This is a genomic window from Proteiniphilum sp. LBM24028 (assembly GCF_056629195.1).
Map to the genome: position 1 here is coordinate 267,134 of NZ_CM152817.1, position 26,958 is coordinate 294,091.

A 26,958-nucleotide genomic window follows, 5' to 3' on the forward strand; every position below is an offset into this window, starting at 1 on the left:
ACTGTTTTTTATCGTTACTTTGCTACTTGCAGCATGCTACCGAAGCTGTCGCTGATTATATCCGCAACTCCTGTTGGGAAGGAACCGAGATACAGGATGCCTGCAATCAGCATAATTATAGCCAGTCGCTCATGCCAGCGGGCATCATCGAGTTTCAGGTGTTCCGGGTCTTGTAGGGGGCCTTGAAGGAATTTTCCGATGGTGCGCAGGATGTATACTGCTCCCACCACGATTGATGTGATGGTGGCGATGGTCAGTATGCGGCGTAGCAGGTCATTATTTTCAAAAGCACCTACAAAAATGGTCATCTCGGCCACGAAGCCGCTTAAACCGGGAACGCCGATATTGGACAATCCGGCAATCACGAAAGAAACACCCAGAAAAGGCATGATCTTCATCAAACCTCCCATTTCGGTGATCAACCGCGTATGTGTGCGGCCGTAGATCATCCCGATCAATGCAAAGAACAGGGCCGTGATCATCCCGTGGGAAAGCATCTGCAGCACTGCCCCCGTGAGTGCCGTTTGCGTGAGCATCAGAATGGCGAAAAGGACCAGGTTGCAATGGCTCACCGACGAATAGGCGTTGATATATTTCAGGTCGGTCTGCCGGATGGCGGCAAAAGCGCCATACACCACCCCGATGGCGGTGAGAATGAGAAAAATGGGGGAGAGCTTTTCAGCCGCCTCCGGCATCAGAGAGATGGCTACCCGGAAGCTGCCATACCCGCCCAGTTTCATCAGTACACCGGCATGTAGCATGGAGACGGCTGTCGGTGCTGATGCATGTCCGTCGGGCGACCAGGTGTGAAATGGAAAAAGGGCACCCAATACACCAAATCCGAAGAAGGTGAGGGTAAAGAAGAAATATTGCAGTTCCACCGGCATCGTATGCTGTGCCAGCTCGGAAATATGCATGCTGGTCGCCCCCGATCCGAAATAAATACCCAGGATGCCCACCAGCAGGATCATGGAAGATCCCATCAGCATAAGGGTCAGCTTCATGGCCGAATACTCTTTCCGGCCGCTGCCCCAGACGCCGATCAATAGATACATCGGTATCAGCGCCGTCTCGTAGAAAAGAAACAGGGTAAACAGGTCCAGTGAGATGAAAAAACCGAAGACTCCGGTGGCAAGGAGTGAGAACCAGAGAAAAAACTCTTTGGTGAGCGGTGCCATCTTCCACGAGACAAAAGTACCAGTAAAGACAATCACCGCAGAGAGGCAGAGCATCACGACCGACACACCATCTACTCCCACAGCATACTGAATGTGAAGTGGCTTAAACCACGACAGGGCGGCGGTGAAGAGCATGGGATCGGTATTTCCGCTGTTACGAACAGTGATATAGTTATAAGCAAGAAAGGCTGCAAGAGTCACCAGCATTGAGCTTCCGGCGACCATGATTCCCAAGACTTGCTTTCTGTTTCGTGCCACAAACAGGGCGAGAATCATCAGCAGCGGAAGGAGAACGAAGAGGGATAAAAAATTCATATCTCTATTTCTTTATAATCATTTAAACAAACAGCATCCACGCCGTAATCAGCAAGGTCCCGAAAAGAAATACCCAGGCGTACCACTCTGTTTCACCGGACTGAAAGCCCCTGATCCTGACGGATAACCAGTCGGTTGCCGTGGCAAGGCCATTGATGAAGCCATCTACCACATGGCGGTCGAACCAGGCAAAAGCCCGCGAGATGCCATTGAACAGAATCTTTCTGGTGATAAGCAGATATACCTCGTCCACGTAAAAACGATGGCTTGCAGCCTTGTGAAATCCTTTCAGGCCGGAAGGAACCGTTGCCGGTTTCTTGTCAGGATGCTGATACAACTTGCTGGCAATGAAAATGGCTTCAAGTGCCACAATAACACTTATCACCGCTACCAGCCAGTCCATGTGTATGCTGTAGGGTGCACGGTCGGCCGTCACGAATTGACCAAAGGGGATGAATCCTGCCAGCAGTGTGGGTATTGCCAGAAATATCAGAGGGAAAGTCATCGATTTGGGCGACTCCTGGGGAGTATGTGCATGCTGCTTCTCTTTTCCCCAAAAGATGGAGAAGTATAGTCTGAAAATATAGAAAGCGGTGAGTGCTGCCACCAGCGTCATCCAGATGCCCAGCCCCGTGTTGTACTGGTAGGTAGCCGAAAGAATCTCATCCTTGCTGAAAAAACCGGAAAAGGGTGGAATTCCCGCAATGGCGAGGCACGCGGCCAGGAAAGTGAGGTGGGTTACCGGCATCTGCTTGCGTAATCCTCCCATCTTCTCCATCTCGTTGCTATGAACGGCATGAATCACAGAGCCCGCCCCCAGGAACAGCAGTGCCTTGAACATGGCATGGGTGAAGAGATGGAACAGGGAAGCCATATATCCCAACCCCTCATGTCCATCGAATTTCGAGACACCAAGTGCCACCATCATAAAGCCGATCTGGGAGATGGTGGAAAATGCCAGTACCCGTTTGATATCGGTCTGCACAATGGCAATGACCGCCGCGAACATCGATGTGAAGGCACCCACATAGGCAATCCCTTCCAGTACCTGCGGTGTAAACAGCACATAGACGGGAAAGAGCCGTGCCACCAGGTAGACGCCGGCCACCACCATGGTGGCTGCATGGATCAGCGCCGATACCGGAGTAGGGCCCTCCATCGCATCGGGTAGCCAGATATGCAGGGGGAACATGGCAGACTTGCCGGCACCGCCGATGAATATCAGTGCCATGGCCCATACCAGTGCCGAGGCTCCCAAGAATTGTGCCGAGACAGCCTGTTGAAAAATAGCACTGTTGCCCGATGTGAGCGTGCCGAAATCAAAGGTCTGCGTAAAGTAGGAGAGTACCAGGATACCGATCAGGAAAAACATGTCGGCAAAGCGGGTCACGATGAATGCCTTTTTGGAAGCCGCCACGGCAGCCGGCTTTGTATAATAGAAACCAATGAGCAGGTAGGAGGAGACACCCACCAGCTCCCAGAAGATGTACATCTGAAAAATATTGGTCGACAACACCAATCCCATCATCGAAAAAGTAAAGAGGGAGAGGAAGGAGTAGTAACGCTGAAATCCCCTTTCTCCCTTCATGTAACCCAGGCTGTAGATATGTACCATCAGCGAGACGGTGGAGATCACCACCAGCATCATCACCGAGAGCGGATCGAGCAGGACTCCCATATCGATATGCAGATTGGCACCCATATTGAGCCAGGGCACATTCAGCGGTATCAGTGTTTGAAAAATAGCATCGACTTTTTGTGTCGTGAAGTACTCCCCTGCTGCATAAAAGGAGAGCAGTGTCACCATCAGGAGGCTTCCCGTCCCGATCATTCCCGATGTCTTGTGACTCAGTTTGTTGCCGGACAGACCCAAAAGCACGAAGGAGACCAGGGGCAGAAGTAGTATCATGAGTGTATATTCCATGCGTCTATCCTTTCATCTTTTTGAGGTTATCCACTTCGGCATTTCCAAAATTCCGGTATACGTTGATGATGATGGCGATGGCCACCGCAGTCTCACAAGCTGCAATGGCAATAGTGAACAATGCAAAAAACATACCCTCCATCTCACCGGGATAGAGATACCGGTTAAATACCGCAAAATTAATATCGGCGGCATTGAGTATCAGCTCCACAGAAATAAGTATCATCATTAAGTTCCTGCGGGTGAAGAAGCCGTAGATACCGGCAAAAAACATGATCAGGCTCACCAGCTGATAAGCCAGTACCGGTACTCCTGTATTATTGATCAGTAGTTCTCCCATATTTATAGTTCCGTCTCGTTTGGTTCATTCTTTTCTGTCTTCGTTTTCCGGGCAATCAGTATGGCACCCACAATGCAGGCAAGCAGCAGGATGCTCATCATCTCGAATGAGAGTAAATACTGCTGTTTTCCCGTTCCCAGCATGGCGGTACCAATTTGCTGCATGGTCGGTTCCTCCTTGCCGGCAAACCGGACTATCCCGATGGTATTATTCAGGATAATCTCACCACATAACAACAGCCCTGCAACCGATAGCAGCAAAGACAAACGAACTCTCCAGCCCTGTTTGATACTGACGTTGTTGCCTGGCTTGTGAGTGAGAAAGATGGCCATGATAAACAGCACCATGATTCCGCCGGCATAGACCGACACCTGCACGGCAAACAGGAAATAATAACCCAGCAGCATGTAGAGTCCGGCAGTGGCCAGTAGCACAAACAACAGGTATGTGGCCGAGCGGACAATCCGTTTGCTTGTCACTGCCAGAATCGAAAAGACTGTGACCACAATGGCCAGCAGATAAAATATAATTTGTTCCGTCATGCTTCTTTATTTTCTTTTTTTGCGGATGTGTCAAGGGTGGATGCTTCCTTCTTTCTGTCGCGCAGCTTCGATCCTTCATGATTGAGGCGATGCAAAAGCTTGCTTCTGTCGAACAGGGCTCCCTCAAAGTCATTGTTGAAGATAATGGCGTCAGACGGGCAGGTGATCACGCACAGATTGCAGAAGGTACAACTTCCGTAGTCCCAGAGGTGCTTATCCAGTATCTTCTTTTTTTTGCCATCTTCGGTGTCTATCGACGACGAAGTCACCTGGATGGTACCATTCGGGCAGTTGATCATGCAAATGCCGCAGGCAGTGCAGGCGTGTTCGTTATTTTCGTCGTGCGGCATGATCAGCTCCGAACGCCAGCGGTCCGAGATGACCAGCGTTTTTCTGTTTTCCGGATACTCCATCGTGACCTTGGGTGTCAGCAGCTCCTTCCAGGTGACGATCATTCCCCCTGCGAGCGATCTCAGGGCGGTGAAGATACCTCCTATATATTGTATAAACTTCATATCAGTTTGAACTTACGCTGTTGGATTAAACATATTATTTACCGAATAGGGCCGGAAAAAGATCTGTCAGTGTGAATCCCGACAAGACAATTACCACCATCACCAGCAGGTTTGCCAGGTTTATGGGTAGCAGGTATTTCCACTCCAGATTCAGCAGCAGGTCAATACGCAGCCGCGGAAAGGACCAGCGTACCCACAAACTGAAAAACATCAGCAAACCTGCTTTTCCAAAGAACCATGCCCAGGAGGGGATGTACCACATTACCTGATTGAATGCCTCCCAGCCTTTTATCTGCACGGGCATCCATCCTCCCAGGAAGACTGTGGCGGCTACGGCGGCCACGATGAACATGTTGAGATACTCTGACAGGTAGAAAAAACTGAACTGTAATCCGGAGTATTCGGTGTGATAACCTGCGGTGAGTTCCGACTCGGCTTCGGGAAGGTCGAAGGGGCCACGGTTGGTCTCGGCATGGCCAGAGATCAGGTATATGACGAACGCGATCATCGCCGGCAGGTGTCCGTTAAACAGATTCCAGCAGTATCGCTGACCCTCAATGATCTCCGAGAACTGCATGCTCCCGCTCAGCACCACGATGGTCATCAGGGAAAATCCGGCAGAGAGCTCATAGCTGATAAACTGGGCTCCGCTGCGCATGGCGCCGATCATGGAGTATTTGTTGTTGCTCGACCATCCCGCCAGCAATATACCGATGATCCCCAGTGATGATACTGCCAGCAGGTAGAATACCCCGATATTAAAATCGAGTGCATGCAGGTTTATTCCAAAGGGAAGGGCCCCGAACGCAAGGACAGAAGCTACAATCACAAAGAAGGGAGCGGCATAGAACAGTAGTTTATCTGCTTTCCTTATATGGATAACCTCCTTGATCAGGATCTTGATCATGTCGGCCAGTGACTGGATAGTTCCATACTTTCCCAGCCTGTTGGGACCCAGACGTGCCTGAAAGAAGGCGGCTACCTTACGTTCAATATATATAAGTGCCAACGCAATAATGGCATATGCCGCGAGGAGCAGAATGCCCACCAGTATACCTTTCACCGGGACAGCCCAACCCGGAGAGAGATGGCCCTGTAAAAAATTATCAATCGCCGCAAGGAGTTTTGTCAGCTCCAGGGGTTGTGAATAGATCAGCATCGTTTTCAATCGGTTTAATTTCCTTTATTATTGTTATCTGTCTCTATCGGTCAATGTCGGGGATTACAAAATCCATTGATCCGGTGATACCGATGAGGTCTGAGAGAAAGGCACCCTTACAGATCAAGGGAATCACTGAAACAGCCGATAGTGAGGGGGACCGGAATTTTACACGGTAAGGGTTTTTATCACCATTGCTCTCTATGAATACACCAAACTCGCCTTTTCCCGTTTCCACGCTTTGAAAGAATTGACCCGCGGGAACACGGATTATTGGCTTCACCTTGGCGCATATCTCGCCTGAAGGAATGTTGTCGATCAGCTGCTCAATGATGTGAAGCGACTCGGCTATTTCGTTGAGCCGGTTCAGATAGCGTGCATATGAGTCGCCTTCGGTGCGTACAATTTCCTTGAACTCCACGCGGTCATACAGTGCATAGGGTTTGTACCTGCGTACATCGCACGACCACCCAGAAGCTCTTCCGGCGGGACCGGTGACACCGTAGCTGATGGCATCCTCCCGGCTGAGAAGTCCGATATGCACCATGCGGCCCAGGGCAATGGCATTGTGTGAAAAGAAGTTGTCGTACTCCTTCAGCCTCCCGCGCATATATGGGATGAATGCTTTCACATCTTTCTGGAAGTCCGGATAAAGGTCGAACATGACCCCGCCCACCACATTTTGGTTGATGATGAGCCGGCCGCCACAGGTCTTGTCAAAAATATCGAGAATGTGTTCCCTTTCACGCATGCCATAAATAAACGCAGTGGTAGCGCCAAGATCGTTACAGTGCGTAGCCCAGGCGAGAAGGTGGGAACTGATACGCTGCAGCTCATCCATGATGGTACGGATATACAGTGCCCGCTCGGGGACTTCTATCTCTGCTGCCTTCTCTATGCATATGCACAGGGCATGGCGATTGATGTTGGCCGACAGATAGTCGAGACGGTCGGTCAGGTGCAGCATCTGCGGGTAGGTCATGCTTTCGCACAACTTTTCAATTCCCCGGTGTATATATCCACTGTGCACATCCACCTTTTTTACGATCTCACCGTCGAGCGATGTCCTGAAGTGCATCACGCCGTGCGTGGAGGGGTGTTGTGGGCCGATGTTCACGATATAGTCTTCCGCATCAAACACCGGATTATTTTCTTCTATCAGCTTTCCACCGGCTGTCTCCCTGATGCAGGGAGCAAGGTCCACGATCTCGCTGCTGATCACGGTTACCGGATTTAACCCGGCATCGTGTTTGTAATCCTTGCGGAAAGGGAAACCTTTCCACTGATCATTCAACAGAAACCGACGCATGTCGGGGTTGTTGATAAAGCGGATGCCGAACAGGGCATACACTTCGCGTTCGTTCAGATGAGCCGTCTCATAGAAGTCGGTGATGGAATACAACAGCGGGTTTTCGCGATCGGCAGTAGCGGTCATTATAACTACTTCCTGCGTAAGATCGGCGGAGGAAGAGAACTGGTAAATGACTCCCAGCGTCTCTCCCCAGTCCATTCCCGTAAGGCTTACCAGATAGTCGAAAGGAAGCTCTTCGTTCCGGTACAGTGCCTCCACTACCCGGTGCAGCTGTCCGGGCTTTACGGTGACAGTAAGCTTTTGCCGTTCCTCTATCTGCGCATCAGGTGCGATTCTTTGTATGATTTGTGTGATATCCATCATTGTTTTGTCGGTTTCGTCCCGATTATTCATTGTCGAAATCAATTTGCGGATCAATGGATTCCCCCGTCTCCGGGTGAATCAGCGTTTCGGGCCGATAATTTCTTTTGATCCTTTTGTTGCCGAAAAAACGCTCTATTCTTACCTTTCTTTGTAATTGCAACAGTCCGTAGAACAATGATTCGGGACGTGGCGGGCATCCGGGGATGAACACATCTACCGGTACAATGCGGTCTACGCCCTGTATTACGTTGTAGGAGTTCTTGAAAGGTCCTCCCGAAATGGCACAGGCCCCCATGGCCACCACATATTTCGGTTCTGCCATCTGGTCGTACACCCTGCGAAGCAGTGGTGCCATTTTGTTCACGATGGTTCCTGCCACCACCATCACGTCGGCCTGGCGGGGACTGTTGCGGGTGACCTCCATTCCGAAGCGGGAAAGGTCGTAATGCGCGGAGGCCGCTGCCATAAATTCAATTCCACAGCAGCTGGTGGCAAAAGCGAGAGGCCAAAGCGAATTGGCACGGCCCCAGTCTATCAGCTGATCGAGTTTGCCGACAATTACACTACCACCCTCCTTTTTGAATGCATCAATATATTGCTGAAGGGTTTCATTATCCTTGAACTCTTCGGCCGGAAACGCTTTTATTTTGATATCTCTGACTTCCATTCCAAAACTCCTTTTTTCCATGCATAGGCGAGGCCCAGGCTTAGAATTGCTATAAATATAAGGATACTTGCCAGCCCCGTCATTCCCAGACTACGGACTATGGTGGCCCAGGGAAACAAAAAGATAATCTCCACGTCGAACATCAGAAAGAGAATGGCATACAAATAATAGCCTACCCTGAATTGCATCCACGACGTGCCGTGAGTGGGGAGTCCGCACTCGTAGGGCTCTCCTTTCTGAAAATTGAGTGACTTCGGCGAGATCAGCAATGCCAACCCCAGCCCCCCTGCAACCAGTGTAATTCCTGCCAGGAGAACGACAACAAAAAAAGTGCTATCTGTCATATATGATTTACTTACTTTAAACTCTTGATAACCTGCAACGCTGTCTCGTCGGCTGGATCATACTCAAGTACCTTGTTCCAGAAATGTTTTGCTTGTGTCACATCGTTCTTGCCAAGATGATAGAATCCAAGATAACGATAAGACTCCAGGATGTCGTTTTTACGCTTTTCAACATCGGGCAGCATCATTTCCAGCGCCTTCGTGTAATAGGGCACTGCGAGACCCTCTTCCGCCTGCGGATCCAGTGCAAAGTTGGCACGGGCACGCATCAGATATCCCAGATAATGATCGGGAAAATGGCCGATCATATTGCTGAATGTTTTGTCAGCTTCGGTCAGGTACTCTTTTTTTCGGAGCTGGTCCTGATTCGGATCATCCGAAAGGACACCTGTGGTTGTTCCTGCTGAATAATAGGCGGTCCCCAGCAAATAATATTCGGCCAGAGAGGGTTCCGGATGATTCTCAAGTATCATCCGGTAATACTGGATGGCATGGTCGTAATCACCCGCCTTTTCGTATGCTTTTGCCGCCTCCTGCAGATACTCCATCTTGTGGTCGTCCCTCTTGTAGGCTTCTATATAGGCATCAGCCGCCTCGGCAAATTTTTTATTTTGGTTCAATATTTGTGCATAGTAGGTGTAGTCCTGCGTAATGAAGTCACGTTTGTCGTATTTCCCGAAGAATTTAGTCGCGCTTTCAAGCGCCGCTACATACTCGCCCAATTCAAAAAAAGCATAAGTCTTCAGGCGGTCCATCACAAGGTTGTCGGGCGCTCTTTCAATCGCTTCAATCGCTTCCTTATACATCTTGTTGAAGTACAGCACAGTAGCGTATCGTTCGTAATCCTTTGCATCGGGCTCCACCAAAGCTAGATACTTTTTAAAGGCATTCAGTGATTCCGGATAAAACCCTTTCCTGTAATTAATCTGGCTATAGGCGAATTGCCCCGGAACATATGAGGGATCCAGTTCGATAACTTGTTTCAGATAATCGAGAGCGACTTGCGTCTTGATATTTTCATACAATCGTGCCAGTTTTACATAGGCTGGTTTGTAGCTTGCATCAAAATAGCGTGCATTTTCATACAATGTAGCTGCCTCGCCGGTGTCTCCCTGTGAAGCTATTATATCTCCCTTCAGCATGTAGGGTCTTGGGTTTTTGCTGTCTGCCTTTATGACTTGATCCACCTGTGACAATGCTTCCTTCGTTTGACCGTTATCCATGTATGCTTCTGCGATCATGGTCAGCACGGTACCATTTTTTCTATTTTTCTTCTCTTTGGCGATTTTGTTCAGTTCGTCAGCCGATCCCGTTTGAGCAAGGATCACTTTGCCCAGTCCGATCCTGTTGTATATGTTTTCAGGGTCAACTTCCAGTCCTTTGCGGAAATAGTATTGCGCCGAATCGGTCTTCTTTTCCTTAAAATAAATATCTCCCAGATAGAAATGGCTGACCGCATCGGTAGTGCCATTCTTTAAAAAAAAAGATTTTGCCGCGGAATAATCGCCTGCTTCGTAGAAATCGATCCCCTTTCTGTCCTGTGCACAAAGGAATGATACGCTCATCGCCAGCAGGGCCGTATAAACCAATCTCTCTATGATCATCTTCATTGTTCTTGTTATCTAAATTCTTTTATTGAGTTCCTGTTTTTGAAATCCGATATCTCAGTCCGTTATTTTTACCGCATTTACCGGCATCACCGAGGGAAGCAATCCCGACCTGAGGATAATCCGTTGTCCCCTGTCCGAGATCAGGAAGCGGGTAAACCCTTTGGGCAGCTCTCCTCTCGGATCGTTCAGGATGACATAGATCTCCCTGATAAACGGGTACTGTCCTGTATAGAGGTAGTACTGATAGGGTTGTACTGCATTGAACCTGTCGGGATACTCGTCCCACGTAACTCTCATCACCTGCACCTTTGTGGTCATCTCCACCACCGTACTGTCGTTGGGGTCACTGATGAGATTCAGGCCGATGAGTCCCAGGGATCCGGGGTTTTGAGAGACATACTCCACTACTTCCTCGTTCAGGTTCAGCGCATTCAGATCGCTTGAGAGGGGCTTGTCCCTGCAGATGGAATCATTGGCATAGCGGACAATACTCGAATTGGTATTGTCAAATATTACCTGGATGTCTCCCAGTCCCGAGCCGGGATAGATTTCGTTCCACCGCTTCACCTCTCCGGTGAGGATCCTTTTCAGATTCTGTACGTTGATGACGGAGTCGGGATTGGAAGGATGCACAATCAATGCGATACCATCCAGGGCAATTCTGATCTCCTCCGGCTGGTATTTTCGTTCATGGAAATAGTTCCTCTCTGCCGTTGTCAGTCGGCGGGCAGTTACGATGAGACGTACCGAGTCGGCCATCAGCAGGTCAAGGGCTTCCCGTTCGGAGGTATACACAGGGTCGACGACGGCTTCGTTTTCGCTTTCAAACAGATCAATCGCAGCCTGGATGGTGGGCTTCATCGTCTGGTCCACAGCAATGCGGATGTAGCCGCTGTTCATTGTATTTTCCCCTTTCTTTTTGTTACAGGAGATACATACAAAAAAAGCAAGAAGCAGGAAGATGACTTGTCTGATATTCATTTCTTTTGCCTGTATAAAACGGATAGAAGGAGGGTTACCCCTCCCGATGCAATCAATTCTGCAGTTTGAATACGATGGGCAATGTAAACCTTACCTTCACCGCCGTACCTCCTTGTTTTCCCGGGATCCACTTGGGCATGTTGTTCACCAGGCGTACCGCCTCCTTATCCAGGCTGGGATCGACTCCCCTGACCACGTTGATATCATCGATGGTACCGTCTCTGCCTACCACGAACTGGATGATCACGCGGCCCTGAATACCGTTCTCCTGTGCAATGACCGGATACTTGATATTCTCATTCAACCAGCTCATCAGAGCGGCATCTCCACCCGGGAACGATGCAGGTTGTTCCACCACTTCAAAGATCTTTTCCTCCGGTTCGGCGGCCACAATGACTTTGTGATCCTGGAGGGTGGCAATATCCACACCCGTTTCTTCGTTGGTGCCTTTTATGTCTGCCACAGAAATTGACAGATTGGACTCTGTCAGAAACTCCTGGGTTTTCATTTCGGCATCCTCTCTCACTTCCTCATCTTTTTTAATGACGGGAGGAGTGAACTTAATGGTGCTTTTCAGCTCCACCGGGGGGGCAATATATTGCTGAATGATATTCTCTTCAGGCACCTTGGGCTGCTCCAATTGTATATTGGATAGCTCGGTTACCTGTGTCATCGCCTCCTTTGATTTCTTTTGCGTCTGATAGGTTGTAATCAGAGACATTGCAACAAATAACAAAATTGTAGCGATGACGACAACGATAAAAGCATAGAGGTGTCTTTTTCCGGAAGATTGCCGGAGTCTGTAGGCACCGTAACTTTTATTTTTGCCCTCAAATATCAGATCAATCCATTCCTGTGACGTTAAATTAATGTTCTTTGCCATTTCTTCTTTTATTGTATTTGTCTGATGAGCCGGGATCAGTTGACGGGAAAGCTTGAATTCCGCAACATGGTCTTGTCGTCATCGTTGATATCCACGATCGCGTATTTACCGATGCTGGTAATCAGCATTTCGTCCAAAGCCGCAATCATATCGCTGTACGTAGAACTTTCAAGGGGTTTGATGATTACCACCGGTGATCCTTTGCTGTTTTTTAAATCGGATAATTGCTTGTTATACTCCTCTTTGCTAATCTGCAGTAACGACTTCCTGTTCTCCAGTTCTCTGACCTGCTGTACGATATTTCTATTTTTTTCGATCAGGATGGAACGAAGGCCATTTGCCGAAAAATCTGTTTCCTTCAGGTAGTCAGGTTCTTCTATATTGGGTAATCCTTCGTAATAATATACCTTATGCCCTGCACCCAGATAGATGGTAAATGCTTCGGAAGCCTTTACTTCGTTTTGCTCTTCGACCGTCACCTTATCTTTCGCCGGCATGCTTATCTCCATTGTCTGGGGCTTACTGAGCGTCGTGGCAAGCATGAAGAAAGTGAGCAACAGCATGATCATATCGACCAGAGGGGTAAAGTTCACCCTGGTGTCGGCTTTCTTCATTTCGCCCTTTTTCTTTCCTTTCTTATCTGCCATATTGTATTACTTGCATTTAATTGAATATCCATATTATAAGTTACCCAGTCTCTCTTCTTCACTTACTTCACGCAGCGACGTAATCAGATTATATCTGTTCTCCCGCAGGTCCTGTAGCGAGCCCATTACATTTTTGATATGCGTATAGGGGGTAGATTGGTCGGCTTTGATGGCAATGATCATATCTCTTCCCTTTACGTCGCGGGCAGCCTGCACCCAACCTTTAAACTGATTGTTCAGACTGTCTGTCGGAATCCCGTAATTGGGCAATAGTTCGTTTTGCTTTTCCAAAGGCAAGCTCATGAATTCCTTGAAATTTTGCATGGGCACCCCGAACGAGGTGGCAATGCTGAAGTCATGTTTTTCCTTTTCAGTCAAGGAGATATTGTAATCTGTTGCCATCTTTTCCAGTACCGATATCCTGTCGTCCGGATTGTCCAGGTCCAGAAACACCTGACCCTGCGGCGAGATCAATATCGAGAAGACACTCTTCTCGGGGATCTTTATCTCGGACACCGACATGGGGGTGTTCACCGTCACCGGTTCCGGTTTCAGGAAGGTAGAGGTCAGCATGAAGAATGTGAGCAGCAGTACCATCACGTCGCTCATGGGCGTCATGTCGATCCACGTATCTCTTTTTGGTAATGTTGGTCTGGCCATCTGTTTAAATTTTTAGGAATGTCTCGATTGAAAGACATTTACAATAGAGAAACCTATCTCGTCAATGGCATAGGTGATGTTGTCGATCTTTGCCGTGAAATAGTTATAGGATATAATGGCAATAGCTCCCGTAAGAATACCGAAAGCTGTATTGACAAGTGCCTCGGAAATACCTACCGAAAGTGCAGCAGAATCGGTTCCGCCTGAGCCTCCCAGTGAAGCGAATGAACGTATCATCCCGAGTACTGTACCGAACAACCCGGTAAGTGTTCCCAGGTTAGAGAAGGTTGCGATTACGGGAAGGTTTTGATTCATCATGGGTAGTTCCAATGCGGTTGCTTCGTCAATTTTTTCGCTGATGTTGGCCGCCTTTTGTTCCTTCGTTAAACCGGTATTGTCTTTCAGCATCAGTTCGTACATGTCGAGTCCTGCATTGATCACGGCAGCGACCGATCCCTTCTGTTGGTTACAAAGAGTTCGTGCACCCTGGATATCATCATGAACAAGTTTTTCTTTGATGGCTGTTACAAAAACTGTTAAGTCGCCCTTGCCCTTGCATCTGGCAATTGCGATCAGGCGTTCGATACTCAGTACGATTACCGATATGAGCATGGTCATGATTACGGGAATCACAAACCCGCCTTTGTAGATCGTACCCAGCAGGTTTCCCTGCAACGGAAGATTGTCCCTGTTTCCCCCGATAAAGTTATCCGGATTTCCAAAAACGAATTGGAATATCGATAACGCTACCACGAAAGAGAGCGCAATCACCAAACCTGAAGAAAGTCCTTTTGATTGTTTTTTCTTTTTAACGGAGTTGATTTCACGTTGCTTTTTCAGCTCATTCTCATTTGTTGTCATAATTTGTTTTTTGTGTCAGTTTATAGTAATCTAAAATTGTTCATTACAAATCAAAATGTCCCCAATCACTGCAAATCCCGATTCAGTATGACGAGTATTTTATAAACATCAGCAAATTATGTGCGTCATGCATCACAAAACTTTCAGCGAATGAGGACAAAATTGAACATCAAGAAAAGTAGATAATGCTTTTCTAAAAAAGCGGTACAAATTTCGCAACATAAAGCTTATTTTCTAATAAAACAGGTACGTCAGAGGTGCGATACACCTCCTACAACAGGTACTACATTTGGCACTAAAAAGGTTCAAAACAGGTCTTACGGGGATACTACAACTGTATAGTGTGCGGGTTTATTGTTCAGATAATCAGTAGATAAGGTGTAATACATCACTTTTATGCCCTTTTGGAATTTATCGGCTGCGCACCGGAGAATATTTTCGGACCTTTGCCTGGTTAAAGAAAGACACATCAGGTTCGCAGAAGGATAGGTCATGGATCCTCTGTAGGTGGTTTCCCTGTGAAAATTACGCAAAAGATTTTATATATCTGTAGAGATCCATGTGGGAAGAGATGCGCATTTTTTTTCGTAAGCGGCTTCTGTTGGTCTGTACGGAGCGGTGTTGAATAAAAGTATACTCTGCGATTTCTTTCGAGGAGAAGTTTAAAAAGATCATGGCACAGAGCGATAACTCGGATTTCGACAGCTGGGGGTGCTTGTGCAGGAGCCGCCGGGTAAAATCAGGGTACACTTCCGTGAACCGCTTCAGAAATATGGGATCATTTTTTTTTCCGAGCTGTTGCATCTCTTCGAAATAAATGTCAAGCTTTGGTTCCGGGTGAGTGTTGCCTGCTACTTCTGTATTGTCATCCTGTTTTTTATTCCGTGACTTGCGCCAGACAAAATAGATCAGCAGCCCCTTGGGAATCAGGGCAAGCATGACAATGACCAGGACCACAAAAAAAGCTCCTATGATGGTTTCCGTTTTTTTAGTAGTGTTGGAAGAGTATTCCTGGGCTTCACCAGCCTGGAGAGAAAACAGGTTGTCGTGAGAAATATGCAGAAAAATATCAATGTTTGCCGGCGTCGTCACTCCTCTTTCTACGCATGGAAAATCTTTTCCTCCTGCCATCGGTAAAGTTGTCAATGAGGAAGCTGATGTAAAATATGCGAAGAATACAAATAGGAAATAACTCATATCAGCTTATTATACACTTTGTTGAACAGGCCCTTGCGCGCGACTCCCGCCCGATGCTGGCAAGTCCCGTTGATACTGGCAGACTCCATTTTTGTCCATCAAAAACAAAGCCCGTCCCTGATTTAAAAATTGCTAAAGATCAACTCCAGTTTCAGGTTTCCTTCCCGCTTGTCCAGCTTGGCAGCCGTAGGCCACATCTGGTTGTGCAACCCGGTGAGTGTCTGGCTTCCCGAAGAATAATAACTTTGCTGCACGGTCGTGTAGGTAGCGTCCACCGGAATAAGATAATAAACCAGATCGAAGGGTTTGCCGTCATGTTCCTGGTTGTAATGGTTGATCATCGTGGAGATGTTGCTGAATTTGTACGAGTAGGTGGTGGCGTCGAACTTTGACAGGAAGCTGGTCACATTGTCGATCAGTTTTCGTTTTTCAAAAAAACCGGCCAGTGAGTCTTTATTCACAAGCAGCAGATAGTTGGGCGGGCTGATTTTAACCAGCGGGTTTTCGATGGCATCGGGCATCGCGTAAATGGTGAAATTTGCGAGATTCAATGCCTGAGACTTTATCTGGTCGTGTATTTCTGAGAAGGGGAATATAATTTCCGTATTAACGCCTGCGGGACTTTTTACATACATGTGCGTGGGACTCTCTTCCAGCAGCTGGCTGTTGTCGTTTTGAATATAATTGAGCTGGGTCACCTCCGGTGTAATGTTCAGACGCAGGGCATCGGTACGTATGGTGTCCTGTCCGTTCGATGAACCTTTCTTGTCAAGGTAGTTATAATGTACATAGAGCGAGGTATTGTTCACATTGAGGATGGTGCTCTTGCCGAAAGTTGTTGAAAAATACAATCCCCGGAAAAATTCCCTGAATGTATCGGCATTCACCATTTTCCCGTGTCCGGGCTTCTTGTATTCGGTAAGAAAATTTTCACCCAGCGCATCAGGCAGCTTCACGATGATGTCATAAACCTTGTATGTAACCGTAGAGTAATCCGCAGCGGTATAGGATTCGGTCCGGTAGGTTGCGTTCTTGCCGGTGAAGTTTTGCGTACCCAAAGGTGCGGACATATCTGAAAAATCGGCAGGATCGACGTGTGTGTAGCTGCTGAGTCCTTTCAGTGATTTGTTTACCTCATATACCGACAGGGCCATGGGTGCCAGTGAGTCACCCATCATGGTGGTATATGAGACAATCACCCGTACGGAGTCGATATTGGCACCTTCCTTGAATCCGCCTCCTTCGGGAAAGTAGAACTCACCCACGTAGGAGGATTTAATCATTCCAAAAACAGGGTCGGCATATTCTCCCAGGACCGGATACTTGGTTTTGTTGTACACGGAATCCACCTGTATTGTGCGGGCCTTCAGGTGGAGTGTATCCACCCCCAGTTCCAGCCGGTCCTTACCCGGCTGGATGGTGAATCCAACCTGGTCGAGCGTGTCGTTACACGAAAGTGTGAATATTGCTGCAAAGGTTAGGAATAACCCTTTTATTAAGGATTTGCGCTTCATTCGTTGCAAAGAGTTTGTTTTTGATCCGCAAATATCCTAAAAAAAACATTCAAATGAAAGACGTTGAAATGCTTTCTTTTCATTTTTAATGATATTTGGGTTTAGGAAAAATAAAAAAGTGAATTTTACCTGTTTTAATCACGCTTATGCGTCAATTTTTTCATAAAAAGCGTCAATGGCTTCCACACTTTTGTCGAATGTGGCCTCAAACGGCAGGAAATCAATATTCTGTTCCTTCACATAGGCGGCCACTTCGGGATGGATATGGTCGCTCCCCTGGACAATACCATCTGAAAAATCTACGGCCAGCTTCATCAGGTTCACGTAATCCATGGTTCCCCTGCTTTTCACTTTTTCTATTTCGGGATCGCCGATCCCTTCAAAGCGGAGTTTCTCGGCCGTGTTCTGATTGAATGGTTTTTGAAATGTTTCATCGTATAGCGAATAAACGACCCTGGCATTCTTGAAGCAGGGATCATCGGCGTATCCTCTCTTGATATAAAGGGGCGCCAGTGCGGTGAACCACCCGTGACAGTGAATGATGTCGGGTACCCAGCGCAGTTTCTTGATGGTTTCCATCACGCCTCGCACGAAGAAGATACTCCGTTCGTCATTGTCGTCGTATTCTTCGCCTTTTTTGTCGACGAGCGTCTCCCTGTTCTGGAAGAAATCCTCGTTGTCGATGAAATAGACCTGCATCCTTGCTGCCTGAATGGAGGCAACCTTGATGATCAGTGAATGGTCTGAGTCATCAATGATGAGGTTCATCCCTGAAAGACGAATCACTTCGTGCAACTGGTTCCGACGTTCATTGATGTTGCCGTACTTTGGCATAAATGCACGGATTTCCTTCCCCCTATCCTGAATAGCATGGGGTAAATAACGCGATGTGTTCGAAATAGGGGTTTCGTCGAGATAAGGATAGATCTCCTGAGAGATATACAAGATTTTTTTCTGAGACATGAAGCTAATTATCTAAAATTGAGTACAAAGATAATAAAAAAAATCCGGATAATTACAAAATAAATCCGGAGGTATTTTGTAATCTGCTGATATATAGTGCAAATAGCTTGTATATCTGACATTGTTTTACGTGAAATAATGCAAATAGGTTTCTGTATGTGGCAAATATTTTGTTGCTTTGCATTTTAAAACGGAACTCATGGAGATCATTCATACGATAGCCCGCCTGAAGGAGTCGTTACAAAAGCTGCGAGGTGCAGGTAAAACCATTGGTCTTGTGCCGACTATGGGAGCGCTGCATGCCGGGCATGCGGCCCTGGTTACGTTGTGTACCTCAGAGAACGATGTGTGTGTGGTCAGTCTTTTCGTAAATCCAACCCAGTTCAACAACAAGGAGGATCTGCGCCGGTATCCGCGCACCTGGGAGGAGGATTGTCTACTGTTGGAAAAAATTGGTGCTGATGTGCTGTTTGCCCCTTCCGTAGAGGAAATGTATCCGGAACCCGACACCCGTGTTTTCGATTTCGGGCTTCTCGACAAGGTGATGGAAGGACGCTACCGCCCCGGTCATTTCAACGGTGTGGCCCAGGTCGTGAGTAAGTTGTTTGCTTTCACAGAGCCCGACAATGCCTACTTTGGCGAGAAGGATTTTCAACAGCTGGCCATTGTGCGTGCCATGGTGAAACAGCTGAAGATGCCCGTGCAGATTGTGGGTGTACCTATTGTAAGGGAAGCCGGTGGACTGGCATTAAGCAGCCGCAACCGCCTTTTAACAGAACCTCAAAAAGCAGATGCCGCACATATTTACCGCGTGCTGCGCGAGAGTATAGAGAAGATCGAAATTGCCTCGCCCGATAAACTGACCGATTGGGTGATTGATCAGATTCACAAGGTACCGTCTTTGCAGGTGGAGTATTTTGAGATTGTTGACGGCGATTCACTGCAGCTTGTTGCATCCTGGGATGATTCCGGATACGTGGTAGGCTGCATTACTGTTTTTTGCGGCGATGTACGTTTGATAGACAACATCAGATACAAATAATTTTATGTGGGTAGAAACATTAAAATCGAAGATACACAGGGCCACGGTGACCGATGCCAACCTGAATTACGAGGGTAGCATCACGATAGACGAAGATCTCATTGATGCGGCCAACATGTTCGTGCACGAGAAGGTGTCGGTGGTAAACAACAATAATGGTGAGCGTTTTGAAACCTATATCATCCGTGGGGAACGTGGTTCGGGTATTATCTGTCTGAACGGTGCTGCGGCACGGAAAGTACAGAAAGGCGATGTAATTATCATCATGAGCTACGCCATGCTTCCGCTGGAAGAAGCAAGGATGTTCCAACCGACGGTCATCCATCTGGACGAGAAAACCAATCGCATTAAATAACAGGTAAATAACCATTTTTTTAAACCGCCGGCTGTTCTTACACCGGCGGTTTGTTGCACAAAGAAGAGTGTATTCAAACAGGCACATCGTTAAAATAAGTACACCCATCCTGTTGAGCCTGCTGGCTCAAAACATGATACAGGTAATAGACACTGCTTTTCTCGGCCGCGTGGGAGAGGTGGAGTTGGGGGCGTCGGCTTTGGCAGGTGTCCTCTATATCGCGTTGTATATCCTGGGCTTTGGCTTCAGTATGGGCAGCCAGATTCTGATCGGGCGCAGGAATGGTGAAGGAAACTACAACCAGATAGGCGATATTGTGATTCAGGGATCCATATTTCTTCTCATTCCTGCTATGCTGCTTATCCCGCTGTTGCGCTATGGTGCAGGGGTCTGGCTGCCTTCCTTGTTTGAGTCGGCCGACGTGGCCGGCGCCGTGACGGAATATCTGGAGTGGCGGGTGTTCGGTCTTGTTTTTGCATTCATAAACCTGATGTTTCGTGCTTTTTACATCGGTATCGCACGCACAAAGGTACTTACTATTAACGCGGTGGTGATGGCGCTGGTGAACGTAGTGTTCGACTACGGACTTATTTTTGGCAACCTGGGCATGCCAGAGATGGGCATTGGCGGTGCAGCTATCGCTTCGGTGATTGCCGAGTTTTCTTCCACGCTCTTCTTCGTGGTACACACCCGCAAGACAGTGGACCCTGAAAAATACGGTTTCACAAAGATCCGTTTCCAGTGGCAGGTCATCAAAAGAGTGCTCAACATATCCATCTTTATGATGGTACAGTATCTTTTTTCAATAGGCACCTGGATGCTCTTTTTCCTGTTTATTGAGAATTACATGGGAGAACGATCATTGGCGGTAAGCAACATTGTCCGGAGTTTTTACACCATCTTCACCATTCCTTCCCACGCCATAGGATCTACCACCGGCACCATGGTGAGCAACACCATTGGTGCGGGCAGAAACGATGAGGTAGCCGGTCTTATCAGGCGGCTTTCGCTGATCAGCCTCGGTGTGATGGGTATCGTTGTTGCCGTTATTTCTGTTTTTCCTCGTGTCATGATTCATATCTACACCGATGACCCTTTGCTGATACAGGATACTGTGATGCCCTTATACGTACTGATTTCCTCCCTGCCGCTCTACAGTGTGGGCACGGTGCTTTTCAGCGCAGTCTCGGGTACGGGTAATACGCGTACTGCGCTCCGGTTTGAGATATTTACGCTGCTGTTTTATGTTTCTTACATGTGGTTTGTCATTATTTACCTGCGGGCATCGGTGGCGGCTGCATGGACCACGGAACATGTTTACTGGTTGTTTTTGACTATCCTTTCCTGTTTTTATCTGCGCAGCGGAAGATGGAAAGACAGGAAAATTTAGGATTTTCATGTATCTTTAACCCCTTAAATAATGCCGGATATGCGGAGTAAAATTTTTTACCTGTTTGTTGCCATCGGCTCAATCCTTTCCCTTCAGGCGCAGGAGTATCGATGGAAACTGGGATTCGAGTATTTTTTCGATAACCAGGAGTATAAAAAATCATCCTACACCGATCCCCAAACGATGAACGGCATCTGGCTGCAGCCGCTGGCAGGTATATCCTGGAATTCAGAACACACTCTCTTCGGCGGAGTAAATCTGCTTAAGATTCCAGGCACGGATGAGGTGGCCGATAAAACCGAACTGGTTCTCTATTACCAGTATGAAAATCCCAAGGTATTGTTTCGTGCGGGATCCTTTTCAAGCATTGAGGCTTTGCCGAACTATTCCGATTTCTTCTTCAGCGACTCGGTGAACAACTTTATGCCACTCATGCAGGGTTTTTTCTGGCAGATAGGTAAGGAACGTAATTTTTTCAATGTCTGGATGGATTGGACCGGCTATGCTACTCCCGAAGCGCGGGAGAACTTCTTCCTGGGGCTGTCGGGTAAGGCCTCGCACGGTATTTATTTCGGCGATTTTCAATCCTATCTCTATCATTACGCCGGCACACGCCCGGAAAATCCTGCCTACGGAGTGAGCGAACATATGCAGCTGATGGCTTCAACGGGTATAGAGTATGTGTCGGAGGAAAACTTCAACGGATTGTTTTCGGTGGGTATCCTTGCCGGATTTGAACGCGACCGTAAAGCTGACATAAGTTATAAGCCGGTGGGGTTTACCGCCCGGGCCGATGCTTCATTCTGGAAGTTTGGAACAGAGAATACTTTCTACGCAGGCGATGCACGCATGCGGTTATATCCGGTATACGGTTCGGAATTGTACTGGGGAAATCCCTTTTTGAGGGGTTCCACCTACCTGCAAAGTAAATGGTATGTGAATCTGATTGAGACAGAAAGAGTCTCGGCCAGACTGAACTTCAACTTGCACTTCACGGAGGGGAACATACTTTTTCAGCAGACATTTTCCGTGTCGGCTTCAATCGACAATTTTTCAAGGCCCCAGAAGCGTACTGCACGTTATCCCTGGATGAAAATATTTCAGTAAAAAATAATTATATGGATCCGATCCGACAAAAAATAGAATCCCTGCGCCAACAGCTTCACGAACACAATTATAACTATTACGTGCTGTCACATCCCGTTATTTCGGACCGGGAATATGACAGAATGATGCAGCAGCTGACAGAGCTTGAGACAGAGCATCCCGAATGGTACGATCCCAACTCACCTACCATGCGCGTAGGGAGTGACATCAACAAGAACTTTACTCAGGTGAAACACCGTTATCCGATGCTCTCGCTGCAGAATACCTACTCGGAGGGTGAGGTGGCAGATTTTTACAACAGGGTAAAACGAACGCTGAACGAGGAGTTCGAAATAGTATGCGAGCTGAAGTACGACGGTACTTCCATCTCGCTCCATTATGAAGAGGGACGGCTGGTTCGTGCCGTAACACGGGGCGATGGGAAAAAAGGGGATGATGTGACCGACAATGTGCGTACCATCCGGAATGTGCCGCTGATCCTGAAAGGAGACGATGTGCCTTCCTACGTGGAGGTACGGGGAGAGATCCTGATGCCCTGGAGCTCCTTCGATACCCTTAACAGGGAACGGGCAGAGCAGGAGGAAACGCTTTTTGCAAACCCGCGCAACGCAGCGTCGGGAACGCTGAAGCTGCAGGATTCGCGCCTTGTGGCCTCCCGCAGGCTGGAATCATATATGTATAACATGCTGGGAGAATCGCTGCCTACCGACAGCCATTACAACAATATGACCCTCGCCCGTGCATGGGGATTGAATGTATCCCGGTCCATGACGAAGTGCCGGAGCCTGGAGGAGATCTTTGCTTTTCTGAAGCAGTGGGATGTGGAGCGCAAAACGCTTCCCGTGACTACCGACGGGGTGGTGCTGAAAGTAGATTCCCTCCTCCAGCAGCGTAATCTGGGAGCTACCTCCAAGTTTCCACGCTGGTCCATTGCCTTCAAGTTCAATGCCGAGCAGGCCGTGACGCGCCTCGGGTCGGTTACATGGCAGGTGGGGCGGACAGGAGCGGTGACACCCGTCGCAAACCTTGATCCGGTGTTGCTGTCGGGTACTACCGTAAAGCGGGCATCGCTCTACAACGAGGATGCCATCAACGCCCTCGATTTGCATATCGGTGACATGGTGTTTGTGGAGAAGGGCGGGGAGATCATCCCCAAAATTACCGGTGTGGATAAGGAGGCGCGCTTTCTGCTGGGAGACAAGGTGACGTTTGTCCGTAATTGTCCGGATTGTAACACTCCACTGGTACGCAACGAGGATGAAGCGGTACATTACTGTCCCAATTCCGAAGAATGTCCTCCCCAGATCAAGGGGCGCATTGAACATTTTGTTACCCGCAAGGGCATGGACATCACCATCGGCCCCGAGACCATTGCCTTGCTCTTTGACAAGGGGCTGATCCGCGATGCAGCCGACTTGTATACGTTGCGTTTTGAAGATATTGTAAACCTGGACCGGTGGGCGGAGACCAGTGCCCGTAATCTGCTGGCGAGCATCGAAAAATCGAAGACGGTCCCTTACGAGCGGGTGCTCTTTGCCCTGGGAATACGTTACGTGGGAGAAACCGTGGCGCAAAAGCTGGCGCATGCCTTTCCCGATATCGATGCTCTTGCGGCAGCGACGCCCGAGCAGCTGATGTCGGTTGAGGAGATTGGCGACCGCATTGCACAGAGCGTGACGGAGTTCTTTTCAAAACCCAAGTTTGTCGATTTTGTAGATCGCCTCCGCCGGAAGGGCCTGCAGTTCGCCTTGAATGAGGAGGTGCTGGCAGCAAGAACCGATAGGCTGAAAGGGCTGACCATTGTCATCAGCGGCACATTTGCCCTGCATTCCCGCGACGAGTACAAGGCGATGATCCTGCAGAACGGAGGGAAGAACAGCGGGTCGGTATCCAGGAGTACCGACTATATCCTTGCCGGCGAAAATATGGGCCCGGCGAAGCTGGAGAAAGCCCGTAAGCTGGGTGTAAAGGTCATCGACGAACAGATATTTCTCGAGATGATCGGCTAAAAAACGACTCACTTCCCCGCGGCAGGCCGTAGCGTATACTTCTCTATCCGGTGCGGTGCTCCCATAGCCGGATATCTCTCATCAGAACGGGAACAGCAGCGGCAGCGCCACAATCATGACTACGCCGATAACGAGTTGCAGCGGGAGTCCTACCTTCACGTAGTCGCCAAACTTATAACGGCCGGCCGAGATGACCAGCGCGTTGGGTGGCGTGGAGAAGGGACTGGCGAAGCACATGCTGGCGGCTATTGCTACCGAAAAGAGGAAAGGATAGGGGCTCGCATCGATGGCCAGGGCTGCCTGCAGCGCAATGGGTGCAAACAGCACGGCCGTAGCCGTATTGCTGATGAAGAGCGTCAGGATGGAAGTGGCCACATAGATGCCCGCCATCACTGCCATTGGCCCGTAGCTGCTCAAACCGCCCACAATCCCGTCCGCTATCAGCGAGGAGGCTCCCGATTTCTCCATGGCAATTCCCAGCGAAAACATCCCTGCAAAGAGGAATGTACTTTCCCAGTTGATCGATTTATAGGCAGCCTCCACATTGCGGAAACAGCCCAGGATAATCATCAACAGGGCCGCTACCATGGCAGAGACTACGGTCGGCACCAGGTTAAACACCATGGAGAGAACCATCAGGATCATGATGGCGGCGGCCGTAGGAGCCTTATGGTTGCGCGGAACCTTTAACGCATTCTCCATAGGCTGTCCGGCAACAACCCATTCCGACGTCTCCAGTGTCAGCTTCTCAATGTCGCTCCATTTGCCCTGCACGAGCAGCAGGTCGCCCGACTGCATTTTCTCGTCTTTTACATCCTGGAGGATGTATCCGTCTTTACGGCGCAAGCCGAGAATGTTTACATGGTAGAGCTGGCGGAAGTTGGATTCTTTTACCCGCTTGTTGATCAGGCTGGAACCCGACATCAGTACCACCTCCGCGATGCCGGTCTTCTCAAACTCCATGCCTCCCGCCTGAGAAACCGATACGGGATTTTTGCCCATTTCCGTTTTATGGGTATCGATCATCGTCAGGTCGTTATCCCGGGTAAAGGCAATGACATCGTCGAAGTTTCCCAGTATATAGAGCAGATCATTCTCCTTCAGGGTTGTGGAGGGGCCTGCCAGGCTCATGTCCACCGTTTTGTGAAAACGTTTTCGCGACTGGACTCTCCGGATCTCAAGAATACTTACATTGTAGGTACCTGGAATGTTAAGATTCTGAAGCGGTTTGTGGAGGAGCGGAGATGTGCTGCCAATGGTCGCCCTGTAGAGATTGTCCGCCAGCTGGTATTCTGAAGCCAGCTGATTGAGTGACTTGGATTTTTCTGTGGATGACTTGTCTCTATTTTTTCCGGTGATAAGCAACTTGCTCAGGGGCCACAGCAGCAGGATACCTATTGTAAGTGTGATGGCGCCGATTGGCAGGAAGGAGAAGAAAGCAAGTTCTCCGAATCCGCCGCTTACCAGCACATCGTTGATGATCAGGTTGGGAGGAGTGCTGATGAGGGTGAATATTCCCAGACTGCTGGCAAAAGCCATTGGCATCAGGTAACGCCGGGCATCGGTTTTAGCTTCTGAGGCCATGCTCATGATAATAGGAAGCATCAGGGCCACGGTACCGGTGTTACTGATTAGTGCGCCAATGCTACCGGTTACCAGCATCACAAGTACAAATAGCCGGAGCTCGCTTTTTCCGGCGAACTTCAGTATCCGGGTACTGATCATTTTGGCGAGACCCGTCTGGAAGATCCCTCCCCCCACAATGAACAGGGAGACAATCATGATCACCACCGGGTTGGAAAATCCCGACAACCCCTCTGCGGGAGTCAGGATACCCGTTGCGGTCAACAGTGCGACCACCGACAGGGCTACAATGTCCGATCGTACTTTTCCCCACACGAAGAAAAAGACGGCCAGCAGAATAATTGCAAAAACAAGGAGAATATTTATATCCATAAGTGATTGGGAGCGAAGACGAAAAAAGACCGCCGTGGTAATTAAAACGACACCGGCGGAGCCATAGTGTTTTATTCCTGCATGGTGAAGCTGTGTGTTCCGATGTGGTAGCCGTCGGCAAAGATGTCCGCTTTGTACGTGCCCGGCATCAGGAACTCCTCGATATCCCAGTACATGGTGACGGGGATCTCTTCTCCGCCATATTCGACTATGCGCTTCATGGAATAGCGAATCTTGCCATTTTCATAGGGAAACGTATTGGATGCACTTTTGGAGAGTACGCTCCCGTCGGGTGCCATGATACGGACAAATATCTCCCGCTCTCCCGGTTCGGTAGTGATGTTGCGGGCAATGGTAAAAGAAATCACAAATTGAGCGCTTCTGCTCAGTCGGGTCTGTTCACGTCCCCTGTCATTCACTGCTTTGGCACCAATATTTGTCGCCACAAGCTGTGCGGCCAGGGATACTTTTTCAGAGAGTGCGGCTTTCTCCTGCGACACCTGGTTGAGGGTACGGCTTGTCTGGTTGTATTGTTGTGTGATTTGCCTGTTCTCGGCGCGCAGTTCTTCATTTAGCCTGTTCAACGAGTCGATCTGCTGGATGTAGGAACGGAGTATCTTACGCAGGGTGGCCAGCTCGTCCTTCAATCGTTTTATCTCAGCCTGGTCAGATGCCTTGGTCAAGCGCAACTCTTCCTGCAGGCGGAGCACCTTGGCCTGTTCATTCTCAAGCTTGTACAGGAGTGAGTCGTTTTGTACGCTGAATTTGAACCCTTCGTATTGTAATGAAATCGCCTCATACTCATCTTCCAGTTCCGCCTTGTCTACGGTGAACTGCTCCTGCATCTCATTCATTTGTGAGTTTTTAGAGAACAGGAAACCTATAAGTATGGCCAAAATTACTGCGAGCACACCAATAATGGCAATCAGCTGGGGTGTTCGCTCACTAAAGTTTATTTTCATTCAAGTGCTTATTTTCCAATCGATGGCAAAAATAGAGGTTTTCAGCCTAAAACCCAATGATTACATCTTCTTTTTTGGAATTTTAAGATAAGCTTCGCCAGTTTTAAAAGTACGGGGTTTAATAAACGAATTTCCTGAAAAAGTGTTATATACATATGGAAT

General features: G+C 48.5%; 25 protein-coding genes. 5 read left to right on the plus strand and 20 right to left on the minus strand.

The features are described from left to right. Positions 1-14: 14 nt before the first annotated feature. From AC1HCU_RS01020 to AC1HCU_RS01105, 18 genes are all read right to left on the minus strand, one after another. Entirely contained in the window at positions 15-1,493 is a 1,479-nt protein-coding gene (locus AC1HCU_RS01020; protein WP_480367980.1) for a complex I subunit 4 family protein, read from the minus strand. 22 nt (positions 1,494-1,515) lie between these two features. Further along, positions 1,516-3,417, minus strand: coding sequence for an NADH-quinone oxidoreductase subunit L (gene nuoL / locus AC1HCU_RS01025; RefSeq protein ID WP_480367982.1), 1,902 nt, complete (start codon positions 3,415-3,417; stop codon positions 1,516-1,518). 4 nt (positions 3,418-3,421) lie between these two features. Next, complete coding sequence (gene nuoK, locus AC1HCU_RS01030; RefSeq protein WP_480367985.1) at positions 3,422-3,757, minus strand: NADH-quinone oxidoreductase subunit NuoK; 336 nt, start codon at positions 3,755-3,757, stop codon at positions 3,422-3,424. Positions 3,758-3,759: 2 nt separating this feature from the next. Beyond that, positions 3,760-4,299: an NADH-quinone oxidoreductase subunit J family protein gene (locus tag AC1HCU_RS01035; RefSeq protein WP_480367987.1), complete on the minus strand. Its 540-nt coding sequence runs from the start codon at positions 4,297-4,299 to the stop codon at positions 3,760-3,762. Next, positions 4,296-4,814 carry a 4Fe-4S binding protein gene (locus AC1HCU_RS01040; RefSeq protein WP_480367990.1) on the minus strand — a complete coding sequence of 173 codons (519 nt, stop codon included), beginning with the start codon at positions 4,812-4,814 and terminating at the stop codon, positions 4,296-4,298. Before AC1HCU_RS01040 ends, AC1HCU_RS01035 begins: the two co-directional genes overlap by 4 nt. 34 nt (positions 4,815-4,848) lie before the next feature. Further along, positions 4,849-5,973, minus strand: coding sequence for an NADH-quinone oxidoreductase subunit NuoH (gene nuoH, locus AC1HCU_RS01045; RefSeq protein WP_480367993.1), 1,125 nt, complete (start codon positions 5,971-5,973; stop codon positions 4,849-4,851). Between the two features lie 43 nt (positions 5,974-6,016). After that, entirely contained in the window at positions 6,017-7,648 is a 1,632-nt protein-coding gene (locus AC1HCU_RS01050; RefSeq protein ID WP_480370971.1) for an NADH-quinone oxidoreductase subunit D, read from the minus strand. Positions 7,649-7,670: 22 nt separating this feature from the next. Further along, positions 7,671-8,315, minus strand: a complete 645-nt coding sequence (locus AC1HCU_RS01055; protein WP_480367995.1) for an NADH-quinone oxidoreductase subunit B — start codon at positions 8,313-8,315, stop codon at positions 7,671-7,673. Then, positions 8,291-8,659 (minus strand): NADH-quinone oxidoreductase subunit A, encoded by a 369-nt coding sequence (locus tag AC1HCU_RS01060; protein ID WP_480367998.1) that lies wholly within the window; start codon positions 8,657-8,659, stop codon positions 8,291-8,293. The genes AC1HCU_RS01055 and AC1HCU_RS01060 overlap by 25 nt, the downstream gene beginning before the upstream one ends. 11 nt (positions 8,660-8,670) lie before the next feature. Then, positions 8,671-10,269, minus strand: coding sequence for a tetratricopeptide repeat protein (locus AC1HCU_RS01065; protein WP_480368001.1), 1,599 nt, complete (start codon positions 10,267-10,269; stop codon positions 8,671-8,673). A gap of 54 nt (positions 10,270-10,323) precedes the next feature. Beyond that, the gene (locus tag AC1HCU_RS01070; protein ID WP_480368003.1) at positions 10,324-11,250 is read right to left on the minus strand and encodes a PstS family phosphate ABC transporter substrate-binding protein; all 927 of its coding nucleotides are present in this window, start codon (positions 11,248-11,250) and stop codon (positions 10,324-10,326) included. A gap of 52 nt (positions 11,251-11,302) precedes the next feature. After that, positions 11,303-12,133: an energy transducer TonB gene (locus AC1HCU_RS01075; protein WP_480368005.1), complete on the minus strand. Its 831-nt coding sequence runs from the start codon at positions 12,131-12,133 to the stop codon at positions 11,303-11,305. 35 nt (positions 12,134-12,168) lie between these two features. After that, complete coding sequence (locus AC1HCU_RS01080) at positions 12,169-12,780, minus strand: ExbD/TolR family protein (protein ID WP_480368008.1); 612 nt, start codon at positions 12,778-12,780, stop codon at positions 12,169-12,171. A 33-nt stretch (positions 12,781-12,813) separates the two neighbouring features. Continuing rightward, the gene (locus AC1HCU_RS01085; protein ID WP_480368011.1) at positions 12,814-13,440 is read right to left on the minus strand and encodes an ExbD/TolR family protein; all 627 of its coding nucleotides are present in this window, start codon (positions 13,438-13,440) and stop codon (positions 12,814-12,816) included. A 12-nt stretch (positions 13,441-13,452) separates the two neighbouring features. Further along, complete coding sequence (locus AC1HCU_RS01090) at positions 13,453-14,262, minus strand: MotA/TolQ/ExbB proton channel family protein (protein ID WP_480370974.1); 810 nt, start codon at positions 14,260-14,262, stop codon at positions 13,453-13,455. 564 nt (positions 14,263-14,826) lie between these two features. Then, positions 14,827-15,498, minus strand: coding sequence for a helix-turn-helix transcriptional regulator (locus AC1HCU_RS01095; protein WP_480368014.1), 672 nt, complete (start codon positions 15,496-15,498; stop codon positions 14,827-14,829). A 122-nt stretch (positions 15,499-15,620) separates the two neighbouring features. Further along, complete coding sequence (locus AC1HCU_RS01100) at positions 15,621-17,012, minus strand: DUF4270 domain-containing protein (RefSeq protein ID WP_480370977.1); 1,392 nt, start codon at positions 17,010-17,012, stop codon at positions 15,621-15,623. Positions 17,013-17,156: 144 nt separating this feature from the next. Continuing rightward, on the minus strand, positions 17,157-17,975 hold the full coding sequence (locus AC1HCU_RS01105; RefSeq protein ID WP_480368017.1) for a glycogen/starch synthase: 819 nt from the start codon (positions 17,973-17,975) through the stop codon (positions 17,157-17,159). Positions 17,976-18,174: 199 nt separating this feature from the next. Here AC1HCU_RS01105 and panC point away from each other — a divergent pair, with 199 nt between their 5' ends. From panC to ligA, 5 genes are all read left to right on the plus strand, one after another. After that, entirely contained in the window at positions 18,175-19,017 is an 843-nt protein-coding gene (panC, locus tag AC1HCU_RS01110; RefSeq protein ID WP_480368020.1) for a pantoate--beta-alanine ligase, read from the plus strand. Positions 19,018-19,021: 4 nt separating this feature from the next. Beyond that, a complete protein-coding gene (gene panD, locus AC1HCU_RS01115) occupies positions 19,022-19,372 on the plus strand; it encodes an aspartate 1-decarboxylase (RefSeq protein WP_480368023.1) in 351 nt (116 codons plus the stop codon). Between the two features lie 67 nt (positions 19,373-19,439). Beyond that, a complete protein-coding gene (locus tag AC1HCU_RS01120) occupies positions 19,440-20,762 on the plus strand; it encodes an MATE family efflux transporter (RefSeq protein WP_480368027.1) in 1,323 nt (440 codons plus the stop codon). Positions 20,763-20,801: 39 nt separating this feature from the next. Continuing rightward, complete coding sequence (locus tag AC1HCU_RS01125; RefSeq protein ID WP_480368029.1) at positions 20,802-21,869, plus strand: hypothetical protein; 1,068 nt, start codon at positions 20,802-20,804, stop codon at positions 21,867-21,869. Positions 21,870-21,880: 11 nt separating this feature from the next. Continuing rightward, the gene (gene ligA / locus AC1HCU_RS01130) at positions 21,881-23,878 is read left to right on the plus strand and encodes an NAD-dependent DNA ligase LigA (RefSeq protein ID WP_480368031.1); all 1,998 of its coding nucleotides are present in this window, start codon (positions 21,881-21,883) and stop codon (positions 23,876-23,878) included. Positions 23,879-23,959: 81 nt separating this feature from the next. On the opposite strand, the gene AC1HCU_RS01135 is transcribed toward ligA, so the two are convergent. Then, the gene (locus tag AC1HCU_RS01135; RefSeq protein WP_480370980.1) at positions 23,960-25,822 is read right to left on the minus strand and encodes an SLC13 family permease; all 1,863 of its coding nucleotides are present in this window, start codon (positions 25,820-25,822) and stop codon (positions 23,960-23,962) included. Positions 25,823-25,905: 83 nt separating this feature from the next. Then, the gene (locus AC1HCU_RS01140) at positions 25,906-26,796 is read right to left on the minus strand and encodes a coiled-coil domain-containing protein (RefSeq protein ID WP_480368034.1); all 891 of its coding nucleotides are present in this window, start codon (positions 26,794-26,796) and stop codon (positions 25,906-25,908) included. Positions 26,797-26,958: the final 162 nt, after the last annotated feature.